Below are 25,209 nucleotides of genomic sequence, written 5' to 3'. Positions count from 1 at the left end.
TGACGGTCGATCGGCCTAACCTGGCATCGCAGCCACGGCGCCCGAGCGCCCATTCACTGTGCGCAGCACCGGTTTATTCAGGCGGCTAGATCCGCGACGTCGTCGCAGCCGCACCAATCCCGACGGGACCATGTCGCTTGTCGACCATCTCACCGAACTGCGCGCTCGCCTGCTGATCTCGCTGGCGACGATTGCAGTCACCACGGCGTTCGGGTTCGTCTGGTATTCGCACGGGTTGTTCGGTCTGGAAAGCCTGGGCGAACGGCTTCGACAGCCATATTGCTCGCTGCCGCCGTCCGCGCGAGCGCAGATCAGCGCCGACGGCCAGTGCCGGTTGCTGGCCACCGCGCCGTTTGACCAGTTCATGCTGCGGCTGAAAGTCGGGCTGACCGCCGGGGTCGTGCTGGCTTGCCCGATGTGGTTGTACCAACTCTGGGCATTCATCACGCCGGGGTTGTACAAGAAGGAGCGCCGTTTCGCGGTGGCGTTCGTCATCCCGGCGGCAATGTTGTTCATTACCGGCGCGGTACTGGCCTATCTCGTGCTGTCCAAGGCGCTGCACTTCCTGTTGACCGTAGGCAGCGACGTGCAGGTGACCGCTCTGTCCGGCGACCGGTATTTCGGCTTTTTGATCAACCTGCTGCTGGTCTTCGGCGTCAGCTTCGAATTCCCGCTGCTGATTGTGATGCTCAACTTCGTCGGTGTGCTGAGCTACGTACGGCTACGGTCGTGGCGGCGCGGCCTGATCTTCGTGATGTTCGTGTTCGCAGCGATTTTCACCCCGGGTTCCGACCCGTTCTCGATGACGGCCTTGGGATTGGCGCTGACGGTGTTGCTCGAACTGGCCATCCAGATCGCCCGGATACACGACAGACGGAAAGCCAAACGCGAAGCGCTCACCGTCATCGCCGACGACGAAGCCTCGGTCGTCGAGCCGCCGTCCGCGGTTGGGGCACCGTCGAGCATCGCCGGACCCCATGACGACGTCACCTGATCGCGCCGCGACGATGCAAGGCGAATTGGCCAAGTTCGCCGCGGAACTCTCTTTCGGGCTGGACGGCTTTCAGCAGCAGGCATGTGCGGCACTGGAAAGCGGCCACGGTGTTCTGGTGTGCGCGCCAACCGGCGCCGGGAAGACCGTTGTCGGCGAGTTCGCGGTGCATTTGGCACTGGCGTCGGGCGGCAAATGCTTCTACACGACGCCGCTGAAGGCGCTGAGCAACCAGAAGCACACCGACTTCGTGGCCCGCTACGGCAAAGATCAGATCGGATTGCTCACCGGCGACCTGTCGGTCAATGCGAACGCCCCGGTTGTGGTGATGACCACCGAAGTGCTGCGCAACATGCTATACGCGGATTCGCCTGTGCTGCAAGGGCTTTCCTATGTCGTCATGGATGAGGTGCATTTCCTGGCCGACCGGATGCGTGGTGCGGTGTGGGAGGAGGTCATCCTGCATCTGCCCGACGAAGCGCGTCTGGTCAGCCTGTCGGCGACAGTGAGCAATGCCGAGGAGTTCGGCGGCTGGATCCAGACCGTCCGCGGCGACACGACGGTGGTGGTCGACGACCACCGACCCGTCCCGCTGTGGCAGCACATGCTGGTGGGCAAACGCATTTTCGACCTGTTCGACTACGCCGCCGACGGCGCGGGTGACCGGCGCCAGCCGATCGTCGATCCGAACCTGTTGCGCCACATCGCCCATCGCCGCGAGGCCGATCGGCTCTCGGACTGGCGTGCTCCTCGCCGGCAGGGGGGACGAGGCGGTCCGGGACGTTCCGGTCGGCCGGGTTTCTACCGACCGCCATCGCGGCCCGACGTGATTGCGATGCTCGACTCCGAGGGTCTGCTGCCGGCGATCACCTTCGTGTTCTCCCGCGCGGGTTGCGACGCCGCGGTCGCGCAGTGCCTCCGGTCGTCATTGCGGCTGACCACTGAAGAGGACCGGGCCCAAATCGCCGAGGTGATCGAGCACCGCTGCGGCGATCTGCAGGATTCCGACTTGGGGGTGCTCGGCTACTACGAGTGGCGGGAAGGACTGCTGCGCGGTATCGCCGCCCATCACGCCGGAATGTTGCCGGTGTTCCGGCACACGGTCGAGGAGCTGTTCACCGCCGGGCTGATCAAAGCGGTCTTCGCCACCGAAACCTTGGCGCTCGGCATCAACATGCCGGCGCGCACCGTGGTGCTGGAACGGCTGGTGAAGTTCAACGGCGAGCAGCACGTCCCGCTGACGCCGGGGGAGTACACCCAGCTCACCGGGCGGGCCGGCCGGCGCGGCATCGACGTCGAAGGCCACGCCGTGGTGCTCTGGCACCCCGGCGAAGACACCAGTGAACCGGCTGAAGTCGCCGGCCTGGCCTCTACCCGCACGTTCCCGCTGCGCAGCTCGTTCGCGCCGTCGTACAACATGACGATCAACCTGGTGAACCGGGTAGGCCCCGAGGAGGCTCATCGGCTGCTGGAGCAGTCGTTCGCCCAGTATCAGGCCGACCGGTCGGTGGTGAGCCTGGTCCGCGGCGTGGAGCGCGGACGGCAGATGCTCGACGAGGTCGCAGCCGACCTCGGTGGAAGCGATGCGCCGATCCTGGAGTACGCCCGGCTGCGGGAACGGATCACCCAACACGAGCGCGCACAGGCCCGCGCGTCGCGGCTGCAACGCCGGCAGGTGGCCAACGACGCGCTGGCGGCGTTGCGCCGCGGTGACATCATCACGATCACCCACGGCCGTCGGGGCGGCCTGGCAGTCGTGCTGGAAGCCGCCCGCGACAGCGACGACCCGCGGCCGTTGGTGTTGACCGAAAACCGTTGGGCCGGAAGGATTTCGTCGGCGGACTATTCCGGCGTGCCGGCGCCGGTGGGCTCAATGACATTGCCCAAGCGGGTCGAACACCGACAGCCCCGGGTTCGTCGCGACCTTGCTTCGGCGCTGCGTTCGGCGGCTGCGGGCTTGCCGGCTCCCGGTGGCCGGCGCGGCGGCGGCCGCACCGAGAGCCGCGATCTCGACCCCGAGCTGACGTCGCTACGCGAGCAGATGCGACGTCATACCGTCCACCGCGATCCCGATCGCGAGGCGCAAGTCCGGCGTGCCGAGCGCTATTTGCGCATCGAACGCGACAACGAAGCTGTTCAAAAGAAGGTGGCCGCGGCCACCAACTCCTTGGCCCGGACCTTCGACCGGATCGTCGGGTTGCTCACCGAGCGCGGCTTCATCCAGACCACCGACGGCGACCCCACGGTGACCGACGACGGGCGGCTGCTGGCCCGGATTTACAGCGAGAGCGATCTTTTGGTGGCCGAATGCCTGCGCACCGGCGCCTGGACAGGTCTGCGAGACGCCGAGTTGGCTGCCGTGCTCTCGGCGGTGGTCTACGAGACGCGGGGCGGCGACGGCCCGAGGCCACCGGGAACCGCGGTGGTGCCGACCGCGCCGTTGCGACAGGCACTGCACCGGACGCGACGGTTGTCGGCGGAGTTGCGTGCCGACGAGCAGCGGCACCGCATCGCGCTGAGCCGCGAGCCCGACGACGGTTTCGTCGGCGCCATCTACCGCTGGGCCAGCACTGGTGACCTGGTCGCCGCGTTGGCCGCCGCCGATGCGGAGGGCAGCGGTTCGCCGTTGTTGCCGGGGGATTTCGTGCGCTGGTGCCGGCAGGTGCTTGATTTGCTGGACCAGGTCCGTAACGCCGCCCCGCAACCGGAGCTGCGAGTCACCGCGAAGCGCGCGATCGACGCAATTCGGCGCGGCGTCGTAGCAGTTGACGCCGGGTAGGCTGAGCCACAGCTACGGTTGCATGCGCGACCGATGCGAGGACTGCATTCAGGACCGAAAGGACAGACACACGATGAGCGGACCGCAGGGGCCCGACCCGACGAAACCGTGGCAGCCGCCGCAGGGTGAAGGTCAGCAATCCGGCGAGGACCCGACCCAGCACGTGTCACCCTGGCAGCAGCAGCCATCCGGCGAGCAGACCTGGCAGGCGCCGGGCGGAGAGCAGCCGACATGGCACGCCCCCGCGTACACGCCGGCGGATTACGGACAGTACCAGCAGCCGCCGGCGCAGTACTACCCGCCGTCTCAGCCGTTCCCGCAGCCCACGAGCTACCCGCAGCAGGACGCGTACGGGGGGCAGACGGCTCAATACGGCCAGCCTGGTCAGTACGCGCAGCCCGGCCAGTACGGCCAGCCGGGTCAGTACGGCCAGCCGGGTCAGTACGGTCAACCGGGTCAGTACGGCCAGTACCCGGGGCCCTACGGCCAGCCTCCCGCGGACGCCGGCGCGAAGAAGTCGCGGACGGTCATTGGCACGGTGGTCGGGGTGTTCGCCGCCGTCATCGTGGCGGTGGTATTGGTGCTGGGCTTCTGGGCGCCGGGGTTCTTCGTGACCACCAAGCTGGACGTCAATAAGGCGCAGGCTGGTGTGGCGCAGATTCTCAGCGACAACACCAACGGCTACGGGGCGAAGAACGTCAAAGACGTCAAGTGCAACAACGGCCAGAATCCGACCGTTAAAAAGGGCACCACCTTCGACTGTGACGTCAGCATCGACGGCACCAAGCGTCAGGTCACGGTGACCTTCCAGGACAACAAGGGCACCTACGAGGTCGGCCGGCCCAAGTAGCGCGAATACCTCACGACCCGGGCAGCGCGTCGAGCGCCTTTTGCAGCCGCGTGATCGGGGACGCGACCCCGAGCCGGGTCGCCAGCTCGGCGGTCCGCGCCGGGTCGGCCGCCACCAGCGGCACGGCGTCGGCCGGCGTCGATAGCGTGACAGGCGCGTCGGTGGCCACCCGCACCACGGGGCCGGCGACTTCGATGTAGTCGGCGGCGTTGCGCAGCTTGGCCCTAACACCCTTGGACAGCGACGATTTGGGGTCGTCGACGGCGGCCAAGATCCCCGCCAGCGAGCCGTGCTGCGCCAATAGTGTCGCGGCGGTCTTCTCGCCGATGCCGGGTACACCCGGCAGCCCGTCGGAGGGGTCGCCGCGCAGCAGCGCCAGCTCGGCATAGCCGGCGCCGGCCCGATCGGCGGGCACGCCGTAGCGTTCGGCCACCTCGTGGGGGCCCATCAGGGTCGCATTGGTCAGGCCGCGCCCCAGGTAGAGCACGCGAACGGGCACCGGGTCGTCGCCGACCACCTGTAACAGGTCGCGATCGCCGCTGACGACGACGACCGGGTCACGTCGTTCCTGGGCGGCCAGTGTGCCGATCACGTCATCGGCTTCGAAACCCTCGGCGCCGCCGGTGCAGAAGCCGAACGCGTCGAGGATCTCCGTGATCATTTCCACCTGCGGAGACAATTCGTCGGGTACTTCCTCGACATCGGGTTGCCCGTCGGGATGTTCTTCCTCGACCCGATGCGCCTTGTACGACGGGATGCGGTCCACCCGAAACTGCGGGCGCCAGTCCAAATCCAGGCACACCACCAACCGGCCGGGTCGCTGTTTGGTGATCAGCATGGCCACCGAGTCCAAGAAGCCGCGGACGGCGTTCACCGGCCGGCCGTCGGGCGCTGTGATCGAGGACGGGACGCCAAAGTAGGAGCGAAACCACATGCTGGCGCCGTCAAGCAGCAGCAGCGGTGCGGACATGCCCGCCATCCTGCCAGCCCCATCCCGGCTAGGTTCGATTGCCGGGCTCCTCCTCATCGCGCTGCGCGCTCTGCATCGTCACCCGGCTAGGTTCGATTGCCGGGCTCCTCCTCATCGCGCTGCGCGCTCTGCATCGTCACCCGGCTAGCCTGACTGCTATGGGGTCTCACCGATTCGATGCAGACGTTTACCGCCGCCGGATTGCGGCGGCGACCGTCGCTACCGCCGAGGCCGGCTTGGCCGGCCTGGTGATCACCCCGGGCTACGACTTGCGGTATCTGCTGGGCTCGCGCGCGCAGACCTTCGAGCGGCTCACAGCGCTGGTGTTGCCGGTAGTCGGTGATCCGACCGTGGTGGTGCCGCGACTCGAGCTGGCGTCGCTGAAACAATCCGCTGTCGCGGATCTGGGCCTGGCGGTGCGGGATTGGGTCGACGGTGACGACCCTTACCAGCTTGTTGCGGAGGCCTTGACGGGCTTAGCCGGCGGGCCCGCCGCGACTGCGGTCACCGATTCCATGCCCGCGCTGCACCTGCTGCCATTGGCCGATGTGTTCGGTGTGCTGCCGGTGCTGGCCACCGGCGTGCTGCGGGGACTGCGGATGGTCAAGGACGCCTCCGAGATCGACGCGCTGCGCAAGGCGGGCGCGGCCATCGATCGGGTGCACTCCCGGGTGCCGGACTTCCTGGTACCCGGTCGAAGCGAAGCGGACGTCGCCGGCGATATTGCCGAAGCCATTGTCGCCGAGGGACATTCAGAGGTGGCGTTCGTCATCGTGGGATCCGGTCCGCATGGTGCCGACCCGCATCACAGCTACTCGGATCGGGAACTCCGCGTCGGCGACATCATCGTCGTCGACATCGGCGGGGCGTACGAGCCCGGATATAACTCCGACTCGACGCGTACTTACAGCATCGGTGAGCCCAGCGCCGAAGTGGCGCAGCAGTATTCAGTGTTGCAGCGGGCGCAACGGGCCGCGGTCGAGGCGGTGCGCCCGGGAGTGACCGCCGAAGCGGTCGACGCCGCCGCCCGCGACGTGTTGGCGAAAGCAGGGCTCGCCGAATATTTCGTGCACCGCACCGGCCACGGCATCGGGTTGTCCGTCCACGAAGAGCCGTACATCGTCGCGGGCAACGATTTGCCGCTGCAGGCGGGCATGGCGTTTTCCGTCGAGCCCGGGATCTATTTCCCCGGCCGGTGGGGGGCACGTATCGAGGACATCGTCGTGGTGGGCGACGACGGCGCTCTATCGGTCAACCACCGTCCGCACGAGCTGATCGTCGTCCCGACCTAAGCTTCGCGTATTAGGCTCGTGCGATGACCGATCACGACCGCGCCGCCGCCCGCCGAGAAATAGCCGACGCCCTGCTCAACGCGTTGGAACGTCGACATGAAGTGTTGGACTTGATCGTGCAGGCCGACGACCGGCCGGCTGCGGTCGACGGCATCGTCGCGTTGCTCGGCACCTCGCGCCTGGGCGCTGAAGCCGTGATCGGCATGTCGTTCGATCAGCTGACCAAGCACTCGCGCAAGAAGATTGCCGCCGAGCTCGAAGACATGAACAACCTGTTGACTTTCACGTTCAAAGACCGGCCGGCCAGCTCCGGCGATTCCCTGGCGCTCCGCCCGTTCTCCGGGCGGTCCGACCGCGATATTTTCGCCGCACGTTGTGAGGACGTCGGCGCCAAGGGTGATGGGTCTGGCGGCCCGGCGGGTGGCCTCGACGATGAGATCCGCTCGGCGCAGAACCGATTCGACGCCGAGGAGGCCGCCTGGTTTGTCGCGGTCGACGGCGACGAGAAGGTCGGCATGGTCTTCGGTGAACTCGAAGACCACGAGGTCCATGTGCGGATCTGGATCCATCCCGACTACCGGCATCGCGGATATGGCACCGCCGCGCTGGCCAAATCCCGACCGGAAATGGCCGCCTATTTCCCCGCCGTGCCGCTGGTGATTCGGGCGCCCGGCGCCACGCTCGTCTAGCGGGCTATTCGGCTTTCCGGGCCAGCAGATCCGACGACCCCAGCACCCGCTCGATTTGCACCTCGATGACCACCCGTCGCGGGTTGACCCGCGGTGTGCGATAACGCTGGGCATAGCGCAGCTCGGCGTCACGAACAGCATCAACCTCCCGGTTGACGCTGGCCCGCCCCTCCAGCGATAGCCAGCGAGCCCCGTCGACCTGACTGAGCACCGCGACCCCGCCGCGCTCGGCGTTGACCGCCTTCTGCGAGCCGCCGGTGGTGATCACCCGCGCGATATGGGTCTTGGGGTCGAAGGTGAAACCCACCGCGACCACGTGCGGCGAATTGTCGGTGCGCAGCGTGGTCAGCATGGCGAGATGGCGTTCCGTCAGAAACGCCAGTGCATCGTTGGTCAGCCGGGCGGAGGAGTTCGCCATCACCGCTCACGCTAGCGCAGGTGATAATCGCACCCGTGGATGACACGGGGGCTGCAACGGTGCTGATCCTCGGCGGCCGCAGCGAGATCGGTATCGAACTCGCGCGACGGCTGGCCCCCGGGGCGACGGTAATACTGGCAGCGCGCAAAGCCGATCAGCTCGCCGCGGAAGTCGCGGCCCTCGTCGCCGCCGGTGCGGCGGCCGTGCACACCAGGGAGTTCGATGCCGACGACCTGGACTCGCACGGCCCGCTCGTGGCGTCGATCATCGCTGATCACGGCCCCATCGACACCGCGGTGCTGGCTTTCGGGATTCTCGGTGACCAGGCCCGCGCCGAGGCCGATGCCGCGCACGCGGTGGCTATCGTGCATACCGACTACGTCGCGCAGGTCAGCCTGCTCACCCATCTCGCGTCGGCGATGCGGCAGGCTGGGCGGGGGTCGCTGGTGGTGTTCTCCTCGGTGGCCGGGGTGCGAGTGCGTCGGGCGAACTATGTGTACGGCTCGGCGAAGGCCGGGCTGGACGGCTTCGCCAGCGGGCTGGCCGACGCGCTGCACGGCACCGGGGTGCGGTTGCTGATCGCGCGCCCGGGATTCGTCATCGGGCGCATGACGCAGGGCATGACGCCCGCCCCGTTTTCCAGCACCCCGGAGCAGGTGGCCGCGGCCACCGCCCGGGCACTTGCCAAAGGACGGCGCACCGTCTGGATCCCGTGGACGCTGCGGCCGATCTTCTTCGCGATGCGGTTGCTGCCGCAATTCGTCTGGCGGCGGATGCCGCGATGATCGGCATCACGTCACGAATGATAAAGGGCAGCAATAATATACGGATCGAAGCGGCGGCTTGGCCCGCTCGGCGACAATGTAGCGGCACTCGTCGGGAGTGGCGCGCGGTTACGGCACCAACGGCACCCGCCACATCGGCGTCCCGGGGTCGAGAAACCAGAGCCGTGTCAGTGTCAGCCGCAGGATGCGTACCGCGCCGATGATCAAGAGCACCGCAAGCGGGAGGTTGCCGAGCGCGGCGGTCAACACCGAGACCCAAAATTGGCCCGGCCCGGCGGTCAGCACGTCGAACCAGGCATCACAGATCAGCAGAACCCCCGTAGTGAACGCGGGAAGTACCACCAGCTGTCGGCGCAGCCAGCCCAGCACTGCGGTCACCACCATGAACACGATGAGCAGACAGTCAAAACCGATCCACGTTGCCGGCCAGTTATGGGCGACATAATTCGCGGGCAGCGTGAAGCCCAGGTAGACCATCCACGGGATCAACCCGATCACGCCGACCATCGAGGTCAATCGGTTCCGCCGCATGCGTCTCGCGAGCAATGGTGGCAACACTTCCTCAAGCGGACGCTGCAGTCGCTGAATCAAATCGCGGCGTTCACCTGGTGACATCGCCTCGATGTGGGCATCCGATAGCATGCCATCGCCGTAGCCAGTCGTGACTCTTTAGTATCCGCGTCGGCATCAGGCCGATGGCGAAATCTCGTGCGCCGCTCGGCGACGTCGACACCGGCCGTCGGCTGAGGGTGTTGTCATCCCTATACGTTGCGTCTCGTTGTTAGCCGCAGGCTGGGGCCAATTACCCATCGGCTGTGAGGTGACGAATCGAATCACGATCGCCGCTTTGATCATGAAGCCGTCGATAAGCCGAGGCCGACGGCGTAACGTGCAGGCAAGCGAGAGGGCCGGGTGGTTGCCATGACGCACAAGCGATCACTAAAAATCGCGATAATCGGCGCCGGAATGTCGGGCCTATGTATGGCCGCCAAACTGCAGGACGCCGGCATCGACTCGTTCACCATTTTCGAAAAGGCCGACGACGTCGGCGGGACATGGCGCGACAACACGTATCCCGGACTTACCTGCGACGTTCCGTCGCGGTACTACTCCTACTCGTTCCGGCCGAACCCGAATTGGTCGCATTGGCTCCCACCGGGTCCAGAGATACAGGCCTATTTCCAGCGGGTGGCCGACGAACGACGCATCCGTTCGCATATCCGGTTCGGCAGCAACGTGACGGCGGCCCGCTATGACGACGGAAAGTGGCAGCTCATCACGCCCGACGGCGAGGAGACATTCGACGTCCTCGTGACCGCCACCGGAGTCCTGCGGGTACCTCGTTATCCCGACATCCCTGGACGGGACACGTTCGCCGGACCCGCATTCCATTCCTCGCGCTGGGACCACTCGGTCTCCCTGCCGGACAAGCGGATTGGTTTGATCGGCACCGGCTCGACCGGGGTGCAGATCACCGCCGAGCTCGGCGGCAAGGTGCGCGCGCTGAAGGTTTTTCAGCGCACCGCTCAGTGGATCTATCCCTTACCTAACCCGCGTTACTCAAAGCTGGCCCAGGCGGCGCTGTCCCGATGGCCGGCGCTGAATGGTATGCCCTATCGCTTCTGGGGTTTGTTCGTCAGGATGATCTTCGGTCGTGCGCCCATCCGCCCGGGATGGCAGCGCCGACTGCTGCAGGCCGAATGTCGATGGAACCTGCGGCTCTCGGTGCGCGACCCGAAGCTGCGGGCCAAACTCACCCCTGACTACCAGCCGATGTGCAAACGGCAGATAATGGCCGGCCATTTCTACCGTTCCGTTCAAGAGCCCGGCGTCGAGGTGATCACCGACCCGATCGACCACATCGAGCCCCGCGGCATCGTCACCGCCGACGGCACCCTGCACGAACTGGACTTGCTGGTCTATGCCACCGGGTTCGACGCGCGCGCCTACGTGCGCCCGCTGGAGGTGATCGGCGAGGGCGGGCTCGCCCTGGACGAAGTCTGGGCCGACGGCCCGATGGCGTACCGGTCCGTGGCGGTGCCCGGGTTCCCCAACATGTTCATGCTGATGGGCCCGCATTCACCGATCGGCAACCAATCACTGGTGCCGATCGCCGAGGACCAGGCTGACTATGTGATGTGGTGGATCAAGCATCTCAGCGAGGGTGTCGCGCGCGCCGCGGCGCCGACCGAAGCGGCAACCAAGGAATACAACGAGAGCATGAAAGCCGCGATGCCTCAGACGATTTGGGTCACCGGATGCAGCAGTTGGTATCTCGGCAAAGATGGTCTGCCCGAACTCTTCCCCTGGACACCGGAGACTCATCGCGAGCTCTTGCGTCAACCCGTGCTTGCCGACTTCGACGTCCGCACCGATTGAGAATCAGGATTTCCCAGCGCGCCGCGCATAAGCGGCGCGCTTGTCGATCTCGACGTCGCTAGCGAAGACACGGTCGGTACCCAAGGCGCGGCCCATCGCCTCCGACAGACGTTGCGGCATGAAACGCTGGGCGGCCGCAGCCGTGCCGACCGAACGGGGAACGAACACCCGCGGTTTCGGCTTGGCAATCACACCCACGACTGCGCGGGCGACGTCGTCCGGTTCGGCGTTCCTAAAGCCCTTCGCCCGCCCGACGCCGGCAATCATCTCGGTATTAACCAGAGTCGGCAGAATCGCCGAGAAGTTGACACCACTTCCGCGATTTTCCATCCGAACGGCATCGGTGTACCCCAGCACGGCATGCTTTGTGGCGCAATAGGTTGCGATGCCCACGACTGGCTGCACGCTGCCAAGCGACGCGATGTTGATGATGTGCCCATGGCCGCGCGGCAGCATCCGCTTGGCAGCCAGCTTGGTGCCCAGGATCACGCCGTAGACGTTGACATCGAGCACCCGCTCGGTGACGGCGTCGGCCTCGTCCACCGCGTTACCGACCGCGATGACGCCGGCGTTGTTCACCAACACGTCGACGGGCCCCAATTGGTTCTCGACGGTGTCGAAGAAATCCGTGAAGGACCGCCGATCCGTCACGTCCAGTCGGCGGGCAACCTTGAGGCCCAGCTGGTTGCCGGCCTCCTTGACGGCTGTTCTGTCGATATCGCCGATCGCGACCGCGGCGCCCAAACCATGCAGAACCGTCGCGGTCGCCAGTCCAATTCCGCGCGCGCCGCCGGTGATCGCAATGACCTTGTTTTCAACAGACGCGCGTTTCATCGCCTACTGCTCCTTTTGGTCCGGGTTAAAGCGTAGGCGCTAAGCGACACCGAAGCGTTACTCGAGCCGAAGACATCCAGCGTCCACGCTTTGGGCCCGACCGCGCCGGGCATGGCCGCGCACGGAATCGGTAAGGCTGCGGTAGGAGGGTATGTGCGCTACGCCGCCGACGAGTTCGGCGGCGACGGGGTCACGGTGAACGCGCTGCGGCTGGGTTTCGTGGACACCAAAGCCACCTCAGCCGTTCCCCAGCAGGCCCGTGATCTGCTCACCGCTGCCATCCCGGCCGGGCGGCTGGGCGCACCCGAGGACATCGGTGCGGTGCTGGCGTTGTTGGCGCAGCCTGCTGCCGCCTGGATCAACGGCGCCGTCATTCCCGCAACCGCGGGGTTGAACAACCCGCTGCCGCTACCGCGGCTGCTCGGCTGGTCCAAAGCTGAGCGGCCCGCTAGTTGAGCGGCGAGAAACGTTGAGCGGCGCCGTCGTTAGACTGGCGCGGTGGCTCCGAGCTTCGCAGACGTCGCCAAGGCGCAATACGTCCTGCTGACGACTTTCACCAAGGACGGCCGACCTAAGCCGACGCCGGTCTGGGCCGCCTCCGATGGCGACCGCCTGTTGGTCATCAGCGAGGGGAAGGCGTGGAAGGTCAAGCGGATCCGCAACACCCAGCGGGTCACGCTGGCCGTTTGCGATATTCGCGGTCGTCCGAAAAGCGAGGCCATCGAGGCGACGGCCACCATCCTCGACAAATCGCAGACCGGCGCCGTCTACGACGCAATCGGCCGGGATTACGGACTGGTCGGTCGGGTGTTCAACCTGTTCAGCAAGCTGCGCGGCGGCATGCAGAACAACGTCGGCCTGGAATTGCGGCCGGCCGGCTAGTCACGCCCCGCTTCGCAGGTGTTCGCCGAAGAATGCAAAGACCCGCGCCCACGCATCCTCGGTGGCGGCCTGGTCATAGCCGAATCCGGTAATCCGCATCAGGGGCTGTGCGGGAAGCTTGTTGGCAAAGCCGTGCCCGGCGCCCGGATAGACCTTCACGTCGTTGGCGATGCCTTTTTGGTCCAGCACCCGTTTCAGCTTCGTGGGCGCCCCGGCGCCCATCAGGTCACGGCTACCGAAGCTGGCGACGATCGGGCATGCGCCGTCGAGTGTTTCGCTGAGCTCGCGCGGTAGCGGCGTGCCGTAGAAGGGTGCGGAGGCGGCAAAACCCTTGGGCGACATGACTAATGCGAATTGGCCGCCCATGCAGAATCCCGCGATGCCGACGCGGCCGCTGCATTCCGGCAGAGCCTGTAGGTGGTCGCGGGCAGCCAGCACGTCATCAAGCGAACGTCCCCGCTGCGTGAGCACGTCCCGCATGACCTTGGTGACGCACCGCGCCCACCCGCCGCGCGCGAACATGTTCGGGGTCAGCGCGATATATCCCGCCGCGGCGACATGGCTGTTAATCGATTGTTTGTCCGGCCCGTATCCGATCGCGTCGTGGATTATCACTACGCCCGGCCAGGGCCCTTGACCGTCAGGAACATCGAGCAGCGCGTCGATGGGGCCGGCGGGCGTATCGATCTCGATTGTCGTCACGTCAGCCATCTAACCGTGCGGCAGCGGTCGGCGGAACTCCAGCAGCCGCCGCCGACGTTGCCATCTCATGGTGTCGCGACTGTTTCTGGTCTACGTCCTGGTCGAGCTGGCGGTGGTGGTGGCGCTGGCGTCGACGCTCGGCCTGGGCTGGACGCTGTTGTTGTTGCTGGCCGCGTTTGTCGCCGGATTGGCGTTGGCGGGTTCGCAGCTCAAGCGCCAGCTGACACGGTTGGGATCCGGGCTGACGTCTCAGCAGGAACGGCTGGCCACCGACGGCGCGCTGGTAGCGCTGGGAACGGTGCTCGTCGTGGTTCCCGGCCTGGTCACCACCGCCGCGGGGGTGCTGCTCCTGCTACCGCCGACCCGGGCCGCCGCCCGCCCGATGCTGACGGCGATAGCGGCACGCGGCATCGGCAGGCGTGCGCCGCTGATCACCGTCACCACCGTCGGCGCCGATCGATACGCACCGACGCCGCGGCCCCGGACGGACTACATCGACGGCGAGGTTATCGACGTCACCGACGTCGCTGACATCGATCCGCCGGCCTTGCCGGGCGAGCGCGCGTAAATCTATACAGCGTGACGCAGGTCCCTACCGCCCTGTTGGTGAACGGCCGGGTGCACAGCCCGAGCCATCCCGATGCGACCGCGATGGCGGTCCGCGACGGAGTCGTGGTGTGGCTGGGCAGCGACGACGTGGGTCGCGGCCAGTTCCCCGATGCCGAGCCGGTCGATCTCGACGGCGGCTTTGTGGCGCCGGGCTTCGTCGACAGCCACATCCACCTCACCGCCACCGGTCTGACGCTGACCGGGCTCGATTTGCGGGCTACGGCCTCGCGTCGGCATTGCCTGCAGATGATCGCCGAATATGCGGCCGCCCATCCCGGTCAGCCGGTGTGGGGTCACGGTTGGGACGAATCCTCGTGGCCGGAGAATGCCCCGCCGAGCACTGCCGAGCTGGACGCCGTGTTGGGGGGCCGGCCCGCCTACCTGGCCCGCGTCGATGTGCACTCGGCGCTGGCCTCGACCGGTCTGCGCGCGCGGGTTCCCGGACTGAACGAAGCGACCGGATTCGACCCACAGCGCCCCTTGATCGGCGACGCGCATCACCTGGTTCGTGCCGCCGCACGCGACCTGTTGACCGATGCTCAGCGCGCCGAGGCTCGGGTGGCCGCGCTGGACGCCGTCGCCGCCAGCGGGATCGTCGCGGTGCACGAATGCGCCGGCCCCGAGATCGGCGGGCTGGACGACTGGCGCGAGTTGCGCACCCTCGGCCGCGCCCATGGGGTTCAGGTGATCGGTTACTGGGGTGAGGCGGTGGACAGCCCCGCGGAGGCGCGCGCGGTCATCGAGGACACCGGTGCGGCCGGCCTGGCCGGTGACCTGTTCGTCGACGGCGCGCTGGGCTCGCGCACCGCCTGGCTGCACGAGCCGTACGCCGATGCCCGTGACCGGGTCGGAACCTGCTACCTGGAACCCGACGTCATCACCGCGCATGTGCGAGCGTGTAGCGAAGCCGGCGTGACGGCGGGTTTCCACGTGATCGGTGACGCCGCCGTCTCGGCTGTCGTCGACGCGTTCGAGCGCGTGGTCGACGACCTCGGCGTGGTCGCGGTGGCTCGCTGCGGCCATCGGCTGGAGCACCTGGAGATGGTCACCGCAGATCAGGCGGCCAAGCTGGGCGCGTGGGGCGTCATGGCCAGCATGCAACCCAATTTCGACGCGCTGTGGGGCGGCGATGACGGCATGTATGCCCGCCGTCTCGGTGTCGGCCGAGCGGGGGTTCTCAACCCATTTGCGCTGCTAGCATCCCAAGGCGTGGCCCTCGCGTTCGGATCCGACGCACCGGTGACCGGCCTCGACCCCTGGGCGACCATCCGCGCGGCTACCAACCACCACACGCCAGTCAGCTCGGTCTCCGTGCGAGCCGCGTTTGCCGCGGCGACCCGCGGTGGCTGGCGGGCGGGCGGCGTCGGCGATGGCCTGGCGGGCACATTGGTTCCCGGCGCTCCCGCGTCCTACGCCGTCTGGGACGTCGACGGCTTCGACGCCCACGCGCCGAGCGACGCCGTCCGACGGTGGTCTACCGATCCGCGGTCGAGGGTGCCCGCATTGCCGCGGCTGGGCCCGACCGATCCGTTGCCCCGTTGTCGGCAAACCGTGCACAAGGGTGCCGTCATCTATGGCTAAGGGCATCAGGCGGTTCGACCGCTGGATGCGGCCAGGGGAGGACACCGAGGTCATCCCGGCGGTCACCGACGACGTCAAAGACGACCTCAAAGACGATCTCAAGGACGACGAAGCCACCGGCGAAATCCCGGTAGTTCACGACGACGACGCCGACGACGAGGCCGCCGACCTTGAGACCGTCTTCGAGTCGGTGGACGACGACGCCGACCTCGAGCCGACAGCCGACGATGATCGGCTGCCGAGCTTCGGCGACCACTTCCGCGAAAGAGCCGCGCAGCTAGGGCAACGGCTGGCCCAATTGGGCGCTGCGTTGCTGGTATGGCTGGGCAGCGAGCTGCGAACGCGGTTGCCCCAATTCGGCAAAGCCCTACGACCGCGGCTGACGCGCCTCGCCGCCGCAATCCTGGCCGGTTTGCTTCTTTGCTCGAGCTATCCCAGTTTCAACTGGTGGTGGGCTGCCGTCGTCGCGTTTGCGGTGCTGGCCTGGGTGCTGACCCGCCCGGCCACCACACCGCTGGGCGGATTCGGTTACGGCTTCTTGTTCGGCCTGGCGTTCTATCTGCCGTTAATCCATTGGATCAGCATCCTCGTCGGGGTCACGCCCTTGCTGGCGCTGGTGCTGCTGTGCGCGCTGTTCCCCGGGATCTTCGGTCTGCTGGCCGTCGTCGTGCGGCAGCTTCCCGGCTGGCCTATTTGGTTCGCGGTGGTGTGGGCGGCGCAGGAGTGGTTGAAGTCGACGGTCCCGTTCGGCGGATTCCCCTGGGGCGTGGTGGCCGCCAGTCAGACCGATGGCCCATTTCTGCCGTTGGTCCGACTGGGCGGCGTGTCACTGCTCTCGTTGGCGATCGTCTTGGTCGGTTGCAGTGCCCTCGCGATCGCATTGGAGATCGTGTCGTGGTTGCGGGCGTCCCGTCAGCCGCACGCGGTTGACCGGCCGCCGGCAGTGGTGCTGCCGGCAATCTGCATCTGCCTGGTGTTTTTTGCCACCGCGGCGATTTGGCCGCAGGTCCGTCATTCCGGTACCGGATCGGGGAACGAACCCGTCATCACCGCCGCGGTGGTCCAGGGCAACGTGCCCCGGCTCGGCCTGGAGTTCAACGCGCAACGCCTCGCGGTGCTGGGCAACGACGTCCGCCAGACCCGCCGGCTGGCCGACGACGTACATGCCGGGCGCGCGCCCCAACCCGACTTTGTCGTCTGGCCGGAGGACGCCTCCGAAGTCGATCCGCTGACCAACCCGGATGCGGCTCAGCAGATCTCGGTGGCCGTCGAGGCGATCGGCGCGCCGGTCCTGGTCGGTACGGTGCTCGACATCGCGGGTCGGCCGCCGGAAGCCCCCGCGCAGACGAACACGGTGATCGTCTGGAATCCCAAGACCGGACCCGGCGACCGGCACGACAAGCGGATCGTGCAGCCGTTCGGGGAATACCTGCCCTGGCGCGGCTTCTTCCGCCACCTATCCGGAATGGCCGACATGGCGGGCTATATCGTTCCGGGCTCCGGCACTGGCGTGGTGAATGCCGCGGGTACTCCGGTCGGGGTCGCGACCTGTTGGGAAGTGATATTCGACCGCGCGCTGCGAGACTCGGTCCGCAACGGCGCGGAGGTGCTCGCGATGCCCGCGAACAACGCCAACTTCACCCAGACCATGAGCGAGCAGCAGCTGGCCTTTTCGAAGGTTCGCGCGGTTGAGCTGGACCGTTACGCGATTGTCGCCAGCAACGTGGGAATCTCCGCTCTGCTCACGCCCGACGGGCGCGAGCTGGCCCGGACGAAGTTCTTCGAGCCCGAATACCTGGACAACCAGGTGCGTCGCAAAACAACGCTGACGCCCGCAGCCAGGTGGGGCCCGATCGTGCAGGGAAGTCTGGTCGCGGTAGCAGTCGCGGTCCTTTTCGTTGCGATGCTGCACAATGGATGGTTCGCGGAACTAAACCATCGTCTGCAGGAGTTAGTGAGAAGGCTCGGCTCAGCGAGGGAGAAACCTGACGACGACCCGCTCGGCGACGACGAAGTAGCCGACGGCGACGGCGCAGACGACGACGCACTCGACGACGGGGGCCGATATTCAGCCCGCATGCATGACCGGCGGCCAGACAGAGGAGAGATATGACCACCGGCGATCCGGTGTCGCGGGTAGCGGGCGATCGCCCCACCCAGCGCACCCTGGTGATCATCCCCACCTATAACGAGCGGGAGAACCTCCCGCTGATCCTGCGGCGACTGCAGCAGGCCCGTCCCGACGTGCATGTGCTGATCGTGGACGACAGCAGCCCCGACGGCACCGGACAGCTCGCCGACGAGCTGGCGTCGGCCGATCCCGAACGCATCCATGTCATGCACCGCACCGCCAAGGATGGTCTGGGCGCGGCATACCTGGCGGGGTTCGCGTGGGGCCTGAGCCGCCAGTACACCACGCTGGTCGAGATGGACGCCGACGGCAGTCATGCGCCCGAACAACTGCACCTTTTGCTGGAGGCAGTCGACGCCGGAGCCGACCTGGTCATCGGTTCGCGTTACGTCGATGGCGGGAACGTGCAGAACTGGCCATGGCGGCGCTGGGCGCTGTCCTGGACGGCCAATACGTATGCACGCTTGGCCCTCGGCATCGGCATCCACGACATCACCGCCGGTTACCGCGCCTACCGTCGGGACGTTCTGGAGAAGATCGATCTCGATCACGTCGAATCGAAGGGCTATTGCTTCCAGATCGACTTGACGTGGCGGACCATCACCAACGGGTTCACCGTCGCCGAAGTACCGATTACCTTCACCGAGCGCGAACTGGGCGTGTCCAAGATGAGCGGATCTAATATCCGCGAAGCGCTGGTCAAAGTCGCGCAGTGGGGGATCGACGGACGCCGCAACCGCGCGGTTCCGATCGACAGGTGAGCTAGTCGTCGCGGCGGTCAGCTGCCGCGACGGCGCGTCCTGATCAGCTCCAGACGCTCCTTGAGCAGCTCCTCGAGCTCCTCGACGGAGCGGCGCTCGAGCAGCATGTCCCAGTGCGTGCGGGGCGGCTTGACCTTCTTGGGCTCCGGGAGGTCACCCTCGATCAGGGTTCCTTCCATGCCATTGCGGCACAGCCAGGTGCCAGGGATCTCGGCGTCGTCAGCGAACGGCACGTCGAATTCTTCGCCGTTCTCCGTGCGATAACGTGCGATCTGGCGTGGCGCCAGGTCGTGATTGCGGTCGGTCTCGTAACTTACGGCTCCAAGGCGACTGCCTCTCAGGACACGATCAGCCATTGGTACCCACTCCTCTTAACGTCTTCTCAGCAGCTAGCGCATTGATCAACGCCAGGGCGGCCAGCAGAGTTCCCAGGTTTTGGTCCGGGCCCATGCGACTCGACGTTCCATGATACCGGGATCCCGGTCTAACCCCGACTAAAGTCGGCCCCGTGACACGTCGCGTCCGCCCTCAGCCGTGCCGCTGGTGTGGTCGCGACGTCTCCGACAGCGGGATGGGTCGCCGCCGCCAGTACTGCCGGCAATCGTGTCGGCAGCGAGCCTACGAGCAGCGGACCTCGATCAACGGCGTAAAAGGTACGTCCTTGCCTCCCGACGCGGTGGTGCTGTCCGCTGACGAGGCCGCTGACCTGTCCGATCGCGTCTACCAGGTGCGATGCGCGGCAGAAGATGTTGCGACAGCGCTTGACGAAGGAGCCAAAGCTACCGAACTGCGCGAGCTGTGCGATGCGCTGATGCGAGCCGCCGTGGCCGCCGACGGCTGGCGCTGACCCGGCAAATCACTGAAAGCGTTGCTACCACGCGCTTAACCCCGGCTGACCGGTGACGGGTACAGTCTCGCCATGGATGGCTGGGCAACGCCGCAATTGGCTGCGGACCCAGGCCATGAATCGGGCGAGCAAGTCGGCGCATAGCGGGACTTCTCCGTGTACGAAGCCGGGAGTATCGGAAGTATTGGAAACCCTGTCGAAGTTGGCCACCCACGCCAACGATCTTCTTGACTGGGCTCCTCGGCTCAGGGCCGCATTCCGAACTCAGCGACGACCGACGTTAGGCGAGGGGTAACGACATGGTTGACCAACTCCAGCATGCGACGGAAGCATTGCGGAAAGCCCTAGTCCAGGTCGAACGCCTCAAGCGCAAGAACCGTGCCCTGCTGGAGCGGTCGAGCGAGCCGATCGCGATCGTCGGGATGTCGTGCCGTTTCCCCGGTGGAGTGGATTCGCCGGAGGGCCTGTGGGACATGGTCGCCCAGGGCCGCGACGTGATGTCGGAGTTCCCGACCGACCGCGGCTGGGATCTGGCCGGCTTGTTCGACGACGACCCCGACGCGCCGCACAAGTGCTACGCGCGCTCGGGCGGGTTCGTCGACGACGTGGCGGGCTTCGACGCCGGATTCTTCGGCGTCTCACCCAGCGAGGCGCTGGCGACGGATCCGCAGCACCGGATGCTGCTGGAGTTGTCGTGGGAGGCGTTGGAGCGGGCGGGGGTTGACCCGACCACGTTGCGCGGCAGCGCGACCGGTGTATTCGCCGGCATCATCGTCCAGGGCTACGGCATGCTCGCCGAAGAGATCGAGGGCTACCGGCTGACCGGCATGACGTCCAGCGTGGCCACCGGCCGGGTGGCGTACGTGCTGGGGCTGGAAGGCCCCGCGGTATCGGTGGATACCGCATGCTCGTCGTCGCTGGTGGCCCTGCATATGGCGGTGCAGTCGCTTCGGTCGGGCGAGTGCGACCTCGCGCTGGCCGGCGGTGCGACCGTCAACGCCACCCCTACCGTGTTCGTCGAATTCAGCCGGCATCGGGGCTTGTCTCCCGACGGCCGCTGCAAGCCGTTCTCGCAAGCCGCCGACGGCGTCGGCTGGTCCGAGGGTGGCGCGATGCTGGTCGTCGAGCGGCTCTCGGATGCGCAGCGGTTGGGCCATCCGGTGTTAGCGGTGGTGCGGGGTTCGGCAGTGAATCAGGATGGGGCGTCGAACGGTTTGACCGCGCCCAACGGGCCATCGCAGCAGCGGGTGGTGCGGACGGCGTTGGCCAATGCCGGGCTAAGCGCGGCCGAGGTTGATGTGGTGGAGGGCCACGGCACGGGCACCACGTTGGGTGATCCGATCGAGGCCCAGGCTTTGCTGGCCACCTACGGGCAAGACCGGGCCGAGCCCGGAAAACAGCCCCTGTGGCTGGGCTCGATCAAGTCGAACATGGGTCATACCCAGGCTGCCGCGGGGGTGGCCGGCGTGATCAAGATGGTGCAGGCGATGCGCCACCAGGTTTTGCCGGCGACGCTGCACGTGGACGCGCCGAGTCCGCACGTGGATTGGTCGGCGGGGTCGGTGGAGTTGCTGACCGAGGCCCACCCCTGGCCGGTGGATGGCCGGGTGCGTCGCGCGGGGGTGTCGTCGTTCGGCATCAGCGGCACCAACGCGCACGTGATTATCGAGGACGCTCCAGCGGTAGACGCGGTGTCGGAGGGTCGTCCGGTGCCGTCTGTGGTGCCGTGGGTCGTTTCGGCGAAGAGCGCGGCGGCGTTGGCGGCTCAGGCGGCGCGGGTGGGTGAATTTATCGGTGCGCGTGAGCAGTTGGCTGCCGGCGATGTGGGCTGGTCGTTGGCGGGCCGGTCGCGCTTTGAGCATCGGGCGGTGGTGCTCGGTGCTGACCGCCGGGAGTTACTCAGCGGTCTAGCCGAGCTGGCGGCCGGTGAACCGGGTGGTTCAGTGGTCTGCGATCATGGTGCCCCGGCGGGCAAAACCGTGTTCGTCTTCCCCGGCCAAGGGTCCCAATGGCTCGGTATGGGCGTCGAATTGCTCGACACTGCACCGGTTTTCGCCGAGCAGGTCAACGCGTGTGCAGAGGCATTCGCCGAATTCGTCGACTGGTCACTGATCGACGTCCTGCGCGGGGCGCCGGACGCACCGGGTTTGGACCGCGTCGATGTGGTGCAGCCTGCTTTGTTCGCGATCATGGTGTCGCTTGCCGAGTTGTGGAAGTCCGTCGGCGTGCGTCCTGACGCCGTGATCGGACATTCTCAAGGTGAAATCGCCGCCGCGTACGTCGCGGGCGCCTTGTCGTTGCGGGACGCCGCACGCGTGGTGACACTGCGCAGCAAGCTGTTGCTGGCGCTGGCCGGGCGGGGTGGCATGGCTTCGCTGGCGTGCGGCGCTGAGCAGGCACGAGAGTTGTTGGCGCCCTTAGGGAAAAGGGTCAGCATCGCCGCGATCAATGGACGGTCCGCCGTGGTGGTGTCCGGTGAAGTCGCCGCGCTCGACGAGCTGGTTCAACAATGCACCGACCGTGAACTCCGTGCTCGTCGGATCGACGTTGACTACGCGTCACACTCGGTCGACGTCGAGTGCATTCGCGAGCAGCTCGCCGAAGTCCTTTCCGGCCTCGAACCGCAGTCGTCGCGAACCGCATTCTTCTCCACGCTGACCGGCGGTCTGCTCGACACCGCCGGCTTGGACGCCGACTACTGGTATCGCAACATTCGGCAGACCGTGCAATTCGATCAGGCGGTGCGCGGTGCATGTCAACAGGGCTACCGCACTTTCATCGAATGCAGTCCGCATCCCGCGTTGATCGCCGGCATCGAGGGCACTTTCCACGACTGTGTCGACAGCAGCGCCGAACCGATCGTCATCCCCACCCTTGGCCGAGAGGACGGCGACATCCGCCGGTTCCTCACCTCGGCCGCACAGGCCTTTGTTTCGGGTGTGACCGTGGATTGGCGGGCGGTGTTGCCCGGGGCCGAGTTTGTCGAGTTGCCGACCTATGCCTTTGAGCGGCACCGGTTTTGGCTTTCCGGTGATGGCGCTGCTCTGGACGCCGCGGGTCTGGGGCTGGGCGCCAGTGAGCACGCGTTGCTGGGTGCGGTGGTGGAGCTGCCGGAGTCGGGCGGGGTGGTGTTGACCGGTCGGCTTTCGCCCGCATCGCAGGGATGGTTGGCCGATCACGCCGTCGATGGCGTGGTGGTGTTTCCCGGCGCGGGGTTTGTCGAGTTGGCGATCTGCGCCGGCGACGAGGTGGGCTGCAGGTGCGTCGACGAACTGACGCTGCAGTCGCCGTTGATGCTGCCGGCATCGGGTTCGGTTGCGGTGCAAGTGGTTGTGGGACCCGCCGAAGAATCCGGCCAGCGCAACTTGTCCGTGTTCTGTCGGGCCGATGCCAACTCCGATTCGGGGTGGATGTGCCACGCCACCGGCCAGTTGAGTTCGGGATCGATTGAGCCGGGCGCCGATTTGTCGGTGTGGCCGCCCGAGGGCGCGACTGCCGTCGACGTCAACGATGGTTACCAGCGGCTGGCGACGCGCGGGTATGAGTACGGTCCGGCGTTCCAGGGGTTGACCGCGCTCTGGTGTCGCGGCGACGAGCTGTTCGCCGAAGTGACACTGCCCGAAGCGGCCGGGGGTGTCGTCGGATTCGGTGTGCATCCGGTGTTGTTGGACGCGGCTCTGCACGCGGCGGCGGTAACCCACGACACCGGCGATGTTGCGTTGCCGTTCTCGTGGCAGGGTGTGTCCTTGCATGCGGCGGGGGCGTCGGCGGTGCGGGCGCGGATTGCGCCGTCGGGTCCGTCGTCGGTGTCGGTGGAGCTGGCCGATGGGTTGGGGTTGCCGGTGTTGTCGGTGGCGTCGATGGTGGCTCGTCCGGTGTCGCAGCAGCAGTTGATGGCGGCGATGTCCGGCGCGGGCGGGGACCGGCTCTTCGAGCTGGTGTGGTCTCCCGCGTCTCCCGCGTCGCACGCCGAGACGCCGTCCTACGAGATGTTCGAGACCGCTTCGGCCGCCGAGGATCCCGTCGTCGACACCTACGAGCGCACACATAAGGCGTTGGCCGCGGTGCAGTCGTGGTTGACCGAGCACGATTCGGGTGTATTGGTGGTGTCGACCAGAGGCGCAATGGGATTGGTGGGGGAGGACGTCACCGATCTGGCGGGTGCCGCGGTCTGGGGTTTGGTGCGTTCGGCGCAGACCGAGCATCCCGGCCGGATCGTGTTGGTGGATTCCGATGCGCCCCTTGATGATACGATGATAGCCTCGGCTCTGGTGCTCGGTGAGCCGCAGGTACTGCTGCGGGGCGGAACGGTCTACACGGCGCGGGTGCACGGCAGTCGGGCCGTCGACGCCCTGCTGGTGCCGCCGGTCGACGGGCCATGGCGGCTGGGGCTCTCCAGCGCCGGCACCTTCGAGAATCTCCGATTGGAGCCGGTGCCCAACGCCGATGCGCCACTGGAGCCCGGCCAGGTTCGCGTCGCCATGCGCGCGATCGCCACCAACTTCCGCGACATCATGATCACCCTGGGCATGTTCACCCACGACGCGCTGATCGGTGGCGAGGGCGCGGGCGTCGTTCTCGAAGTCGGGCCCGGGGTAACCGAATTCGCCGTCGGAGATTCGGTATACGGCTTCTTCCCGGACGGCAGCGGCACCCTCGTCGCCGGCGACGCGCGACTGCTGCTTCCCATGCCCTCCGATTGGTCGTACGCCGAAGCCGCGGCCCTATCCGCCGTGTTCACCACCGCCTACTACGCGTTCGTCCACCTCGCGGATGTGCGGCCGGGGCAGCGGGTGTTGGTGCATGCCGCCACCGGTGGGGTGGGGATGGCGGCGGTGCAGTTGGCCCGGCATTTGGGGTTGGAGGTGTTCGCCACCGCGAGTCGGGGTAAGTGGGACACCCTGCGGGCGATGGGTTTTGACGACGACCATATCTCGGACTCGCGCAGCCTGGAGTTCGAGGAGAAGTTCCGCGCGGCGACCGGTGGTTGTGGTGTGGACGTGGTGCTGGACTCGTTGGCGGGTGACTTCGTCGATGCCTCGCTGCGTCTGGTGGCGCCGGGCGGGGTGTTCCTGGAAATGGGTAAGACCGACATCCGCGACCCCGGCGTGATCGCCCAGGAATACTCAGGTGTGCGCTACCGCGCCTTCGACCTCTTCGAGCCGGGTCGTGTCCGCATGCATCAGTACATGCTCGAACTCGCCGAACTGTTCGACGCCGGAATCCTTCGGCCGTTACCGGTGACGGCATTTGATGTGCGGCGAGCGCCGGCGGCGTTGCGATATCTGAGTCAAGCGCGTCACATCGGCAAGGTCGTGCTGACGATGCCGGATGGGTGGGCGGCGGGCACGGTGTTGATCACCGGTGGGACCGGGATGGCCGGCTCGGCGTTGGCCCGTCATCTGGTGACCAATCATGGTGTGCGCAATCTGGTGCTGACGAGCCGGCGTGGTCCTGACGCTGCAGGCGCCGCCGACCTGGCGAGCGAACTGCGCGAGGCCGGTGCCGAGGTGTCGGTGGTGGCCTGCGATGCGGCCGACCGACAGGCGTTGGCCAAAGTTATCTCGGATATCCCTGTCCAGCATCCGCTTTCGGCGGTGATTCATGCCGCGGGTGTGCTTGATGATGCGGTGGTGATGTCGTTGACGCCGGAGCGGGTGGATGCGGTGTTGCGGGCCAAGGTGGATGCGGCGTGGAATTTGCATGAGC

The 25,209-nt window shown here is 66.8% G+C and carries 21 protein-coding genes; 15 read left to right on the top strand and 6 right to left on the bottom strand.

The genetic code is table 11. The annotated features are described in order from the left end of the window. Positions 1–58: 58 nt before the first annotated feature. From tatC to VKI00_RS02305, 3 genes are all read left to right on the top strand, one after another. Entirely contained in the window at positions 59–994 is a 936-nt protein-coding gene (gene tatC / locus VKI00_RS02315; protein ID WP_324435012.1) for a twin-arginine translocase subunit TatC, read from the top strand. A 13-nt stretch (positions 995–1,007) separates the two neighbouring features. After that, positions 1,008–3,770, top strand: a complete 2,763-nt coding sequence (locus tag VKI00_RS02310) for an RNA helicase (protein WP_324435013.1) — start codon at positions 1,008–1,010, stop codon at positions 3,768–3,770. A 73-nt stretch (positions 3,771–3,843) separates the two neighbouring features. Beyond that, the gene (locus VKI00_RS02305; RefSeq protein ID WP_324435010.1) at positions 3,844–4,620 is read left to right on the top strand and encodes a DUF4333 domain-containing protein; all 777 of its coding nucleotides are present in this window, start codon (positions 3,844–3,846) and stop codon (positions 4,618–4,620) included. 10 nt (positions 4,621–4,630) lie between these two features. Here the strand turns inward: VKI00_RS02305 and VKI00_RS02300 are convergent, their stop codons facing one another. Continuing rightward, positions 4,631–5,590 carry a 5'-3' exonuclease gene (locus VKI00_RS02300; RefSeq protein WP_324435008.1) on the bottom strand — a complete coding sequence of 320 codons (960 nt, stop codon included), beginning with the start codon at positions 5,588–5,590 and terminating at the stop codon, positions 4,631–4,633. A 158-nt stretch (positions 5,591–5,748) separates the two neighbouring features. On the opposite strand from VKI00_RS02300, the gene VKI00_RS02295 reads away from it, so the two are divergent. Both VKI00_RS02295 and VKI00_RS02290 read left to right on the top strand, forming a co-directional pair. Beyond that, positions 5,749–6,882, top strand: a complete 1,134-nt coding sequence (locus VKI00_RS02295; RefSeq protein WP_324435006.1) for a Xaa-Pro peptidase family protein — start codon at positions 5,749–5,751, stop codon at positions 6,880–6,882. Positions 6,883–6,905: 23 nt separating this feature from the next. Beyond that, the gene (locus tag VKI00_RS02290; protein WP_324435004.1) at positions 6,906–7,571 is read left to right on the top strand and encodes a GNAT family N-acetyltransferase; all 666 of its coding nucleotides are present in this window, start codon (positions 6,906–6,908) and stop codon (positions 7,569–7,571) included. Positions 7,572–7,575: 4 nt separating this feature from the next. Here VKI00_RS02290 and VKI00_RS02285 read toward each other — a convergent pair whose 3' ends face one another. Further along, positions 7,576–7,989, bottom strand: coding sequence for a F420-dependent biliverdin reductase (locus VKI00_RS02285; protein ID WP_324435002.1), 414 nt, complete (start codon positions 7,987–7,989; stop codon positions 7,576–7,578). A gap of 35 nt (positions 7,990–8,024) precedes the next feature. On the opposite strand from VKI00_RS02285, the gene VKI00_RS02280 reads away from it, so the two are divergent. After that, positions 8,025–8,774: an SDR family NAD(P)-dependent oxidoreductase gene (locus tag VKI00_RS02280; protein ID WP_324435000.1), complete on the top strand. Its 750-nt coding sequence runs from the start codon at positions 8,025–8,027 to the stop codon at positions 8,772–8,774. Between the two features lie 108 nt (positions 8,775–8,882). Here VKI00_RS02280 and VKI00_RS02275 read toward each other — a convergent pair whose 3' ends face one another. Beyond that, a complete protein-coding gene (locus VKI00_RS02275) occupies positions 8,883–9,416 on the bottom strand; it encodes a hypothetical protein (RefSeq protein ID WP_324434998.1) in 534 nt (177 codons plus the stop codon). A 279-nt stretch (positions 9,417–9,695) separates the two neighbouring features. Between VKI00_RS02275 and VKI00_RS02270 the strand changes: the two genes are divergently transcribed. After that, positions 9,696–11,153: an NAD(P)/FAD-dependent oxidoreductase gene (locus VKI00_RS02270; RefSeq protein ID WP_324434997.1), complete on the top strand. Its 1,458-nt coding sequence runs from the start codon at positions 9,696–9,698 to the stop codon at positions 11,151–11,153. 3 nt (positions 11,154–11,156) lie between these two features. On the opposite strand, the gene VKI00_RS02265 is transcribed toward VKI00_RS02270, so the two are convergent. After that, positions 11,157–11,987 carry an SDR family oxidoreductase gene (locus tag VKI00_RS02265; RefSeq protein ID WP_324434995.1) on the bottom strand — a complete coding sequence of 277 codons (831 nt, stop codon included), beginning with the start codon at positions 11,985–11,987 and terminating at the stop codon, positions 11,157–11,159. Between the two features lie 90 nt (positions 11,988–12,077). Between VKI00_RS02265 and VKI00_RS02260 the strand changes: the two genes are divergently transcribed. Both VKI00_RS02260 and VKI00_RS02255 read left to right on the top strand, forming a co-directional pair. Then, complete coding sequence (locus VKI00_RS02260; RefSeq protein WP_324434993.1) at positions 12,078–12,443, top strand: SDR family oxidoreductase; 366 nt, start codon at positions 12,078–12,080, stop codon at positions 12,441–12,443. A 42-nt stretch (positions 12,444–12,485) separates the two neighbouring features. Further along, the gene (locus tag VKI00_RS02255) at positions 12,486–12,869 is read left to right on the top strand and encodes a PPOX class F420-dependent oxidoreductase (RefSeq protein WP_324434991.1); all 384 of its coding nucleotides are present in this window, start codon (positions 12,486–12,488) and stop codon (positions 12,867–12,869) included. Here the strand turns inward: VKI00_RS02255 and VKI00_RS02250 are convergent, their stop codons facing one another. Next, a complete protein-coding gene (locus VKI00_RS02250; protein WP_324434989.1) occupies positions 12,870–13,571 on the bottom strand; it encodes a dienelactone hydrolase family protein in 702 nt (233 codons plus the stop codon). 67 nt (positions 13,572–13,638) lie between these two features. On the opposite strand from VKI00_RS02250, the gene VKI00_RS02245 reads away from it, so the two are divergent. The 4 genes from VKI00_RS02245 (at position 13,639) to VKI00_RS02230 (ending at position 18,653) form a co-directional block, all read left to right on the top strand. Beyond that, entirely contained in the window at positions 13,639–14,139 is a 501-nt protein-coding gene (locus VKI00_RS02245) for an FxsA family protein (RefSeq protein ID WP_324434987.1), read from the top strand. An 83-nt stretch (positions 14,140–14,222) separates the two neighbouring features. Further along, on the top strand, positions 14,223–15,761 hold the full coding sequence (locus tag VKI00_RS02240; protein WP_414687100.1) for an amidohydrolase: 1,539 nt from the start codon (positions 14,223–14,225) through the stop codon (positions 15,759–15,761). Beyond that, on the top strand, positions 15,754–17,874 hold the full coding sequence (gene lnt, locus VKI00_RS02235) for an apolipoprotein N-acyltransferase (RefSeq protein ID WP_324434984.1): 2,121 nt from the start codon (positions 15,754–15,756) through the stop codon (positions 17,872–17,874). Before VKI00_RS02240 ends, lnt begins: the two co-directional genes overlap by 8 nt. Further along, entirely contained in the window at positions 17,871–18,653 is a 783-nt protein-coding gene (locus VKI00_RS02230; protein WP_324434982.1) for a polyprenol monophosphomannose synthase, read from the top strand. The genes lnt and VKI00_RS02230 overlap by 4 nt, the downstream gene beginning before the upstream one ends. 17 nt (positions 18,654–18,670) lie before the next feature. On the opposite strand, the gene rbpA is transcribed toward VKI00_RS02230, so the two are convergent. Beyond that, entirely contained in the window at positions 18,671–19,009 is a 339-nt protein-coding gene (rbpA, locus tag VKI00_RS02225) for an RNA polymerase-binding protein RbpA (protein WP_067336691.1), read from the bottom strand. A 152-nt stretch (positions 19,010–19,161) separates the two neighbouring features. On the opposite strand from rbpA, the gene VKI00_RS02220 reads away from it, so the two are divergent. Beyond that, positions 19,162–19,500 (top strand): hypothetical protein, encoded by a 339-nt coding sequence (locus tag VKI00_RS02220; RefSeq protein ID WP_324434979.1) that lies wholly within the window; start codon positions 19,162–19,164, stop codon positions 19,498–19,500. Positions 19,501–19,799: 299 nt separating this feature from the next. Further along, on the top strand, positions 19,800–25,209 hold a 5,410-nt coding region (locus tag VKI00_RS02215), incomplete at its 3' end, for an SDR family NAD(P)-dependent oxidoreductase (protein WP_324434977.1).

The sequence above is a fragment of the Mycobacterium sp. genome, assembly GCF_035314665.1.
In the GTDB taxonomy this organism is placed as follows: Bacteria; Actinomycetota; Actinomycetes; order Mycobacteriales; family Mycobacteriaceae; genus Mycobacterium.
The sequence above is the reverse complement of the archived record's forward strand: the minus strand, read 5'-3'. Positions and strand labels throughout refer to the sequence as shown.

What these genes read in the sequence shown, in the direction of transcription:
- VKI00_RS02310 (WP_324435013.1), top strand. Translation starts at nt 1,008, where the DNA reads ATGCAAGGCGAATTGGCCAAGTTCGCCGCGGAACTCTCTTTCGGGCTG.
- VKI00_RS02305 (WP_324435010.1), top strand. Translation starts at nt 3,844, where the DNA reads ATGAGCGGACCGCAGGGGCCCGACCCGACGAAACCGTGGCAGCCGCCG.
- VKI00_RS02300 (WP_324435008.1), bottom strand. Translation starts at nt 5,590, where the DNA reads ATGTCCGCACCGCTGCTGCTGCTTGACGGCGCCAGCATGTGGTTTCGC.
- VKI00_RS02295 (WP_324435006.1), top strand. Translation starts at nt 5,749, where the DNA reads ATGGGGTCTCACCGATTCGATGCAGACGTTTACCGCCGCCGGATTGCG.
- VKI00_RS02290 (WP_324435004.1), top strand. Translation starts at nt 6,906, where the DNA reads ATGACCGATCACGACCGCGCCGCCGCCCGCCGAGAAATAGCCGACGCC.
- VKI00_RS02285 (WP_324435002.1), bottom strand. Translation starts at nt 7,989, where the DNA reads ATGGCGAACTCCTCCGCCCGGCTGACCAACGATGCACTGGCGTTTCTG.
- VKI00_RS02275 (WP_324434998.1), bottom strand. Translation starts at nt 9,416, where the DNA reads ATGCTATCGGATGCCCACATCGAGGCGATGTCACCAGGTGAACGCCGC.
- VKI00_RS02270 (WP_324434997.1), top strand. Translation starts at nt 9,696, where the DNA reads ATGACGCACAAGCGATCACTAAAAATCGCGATAATCGGCGCCGGAATG.
- VKI00_RS02265 (WP_324434995.1), bottom strand. Translation starts at nt 11,987, where the DNA reads ATGAAACGCGCGTCTGTTGAAAACAAGGTCATTGCGATCACCGGCGGC.
- VKI00_RS02245 (WP_324434987.1), top strand. Translation starts at nt 13,639, where the DNA reads ATGGTGTCGCGACTGTTTCTGGTCTACGTCCTGGTCGAGCTGGCGGTG.
- VKI00_RS02240 (WP_414687100.1), top strand. Translation starts at nt 14,223, where the DNA reads ATGGCGGTCCGCGACGGAGTCGTGGTGTGGCTGGGCAGCGACGACGTG.
- lnt (WP_324434984.1), top strand. Translation starts at nt 15,754, where the DNA reads ATGGCTAAGGGCATCAGGCGGTTCGACCGCTGGATGCGGCCAGGGGAG.
- VKI00_RS02230 (WP_324434982.1), top strand. Translation starts at nt 17,871, where the DNA reads ATGACCACCGGCGATCCGGTGTCGCGGGTAGCGGGCGATCGCCCCACC.
- rbpA (WP_067336691.1), bottom strand. Translation starts at nt 19,009, where the DNA reads ATGGCTGATCGTGTCCTGAGAGGCAGTCGCCTTGGAGCCGTAAGTTAC.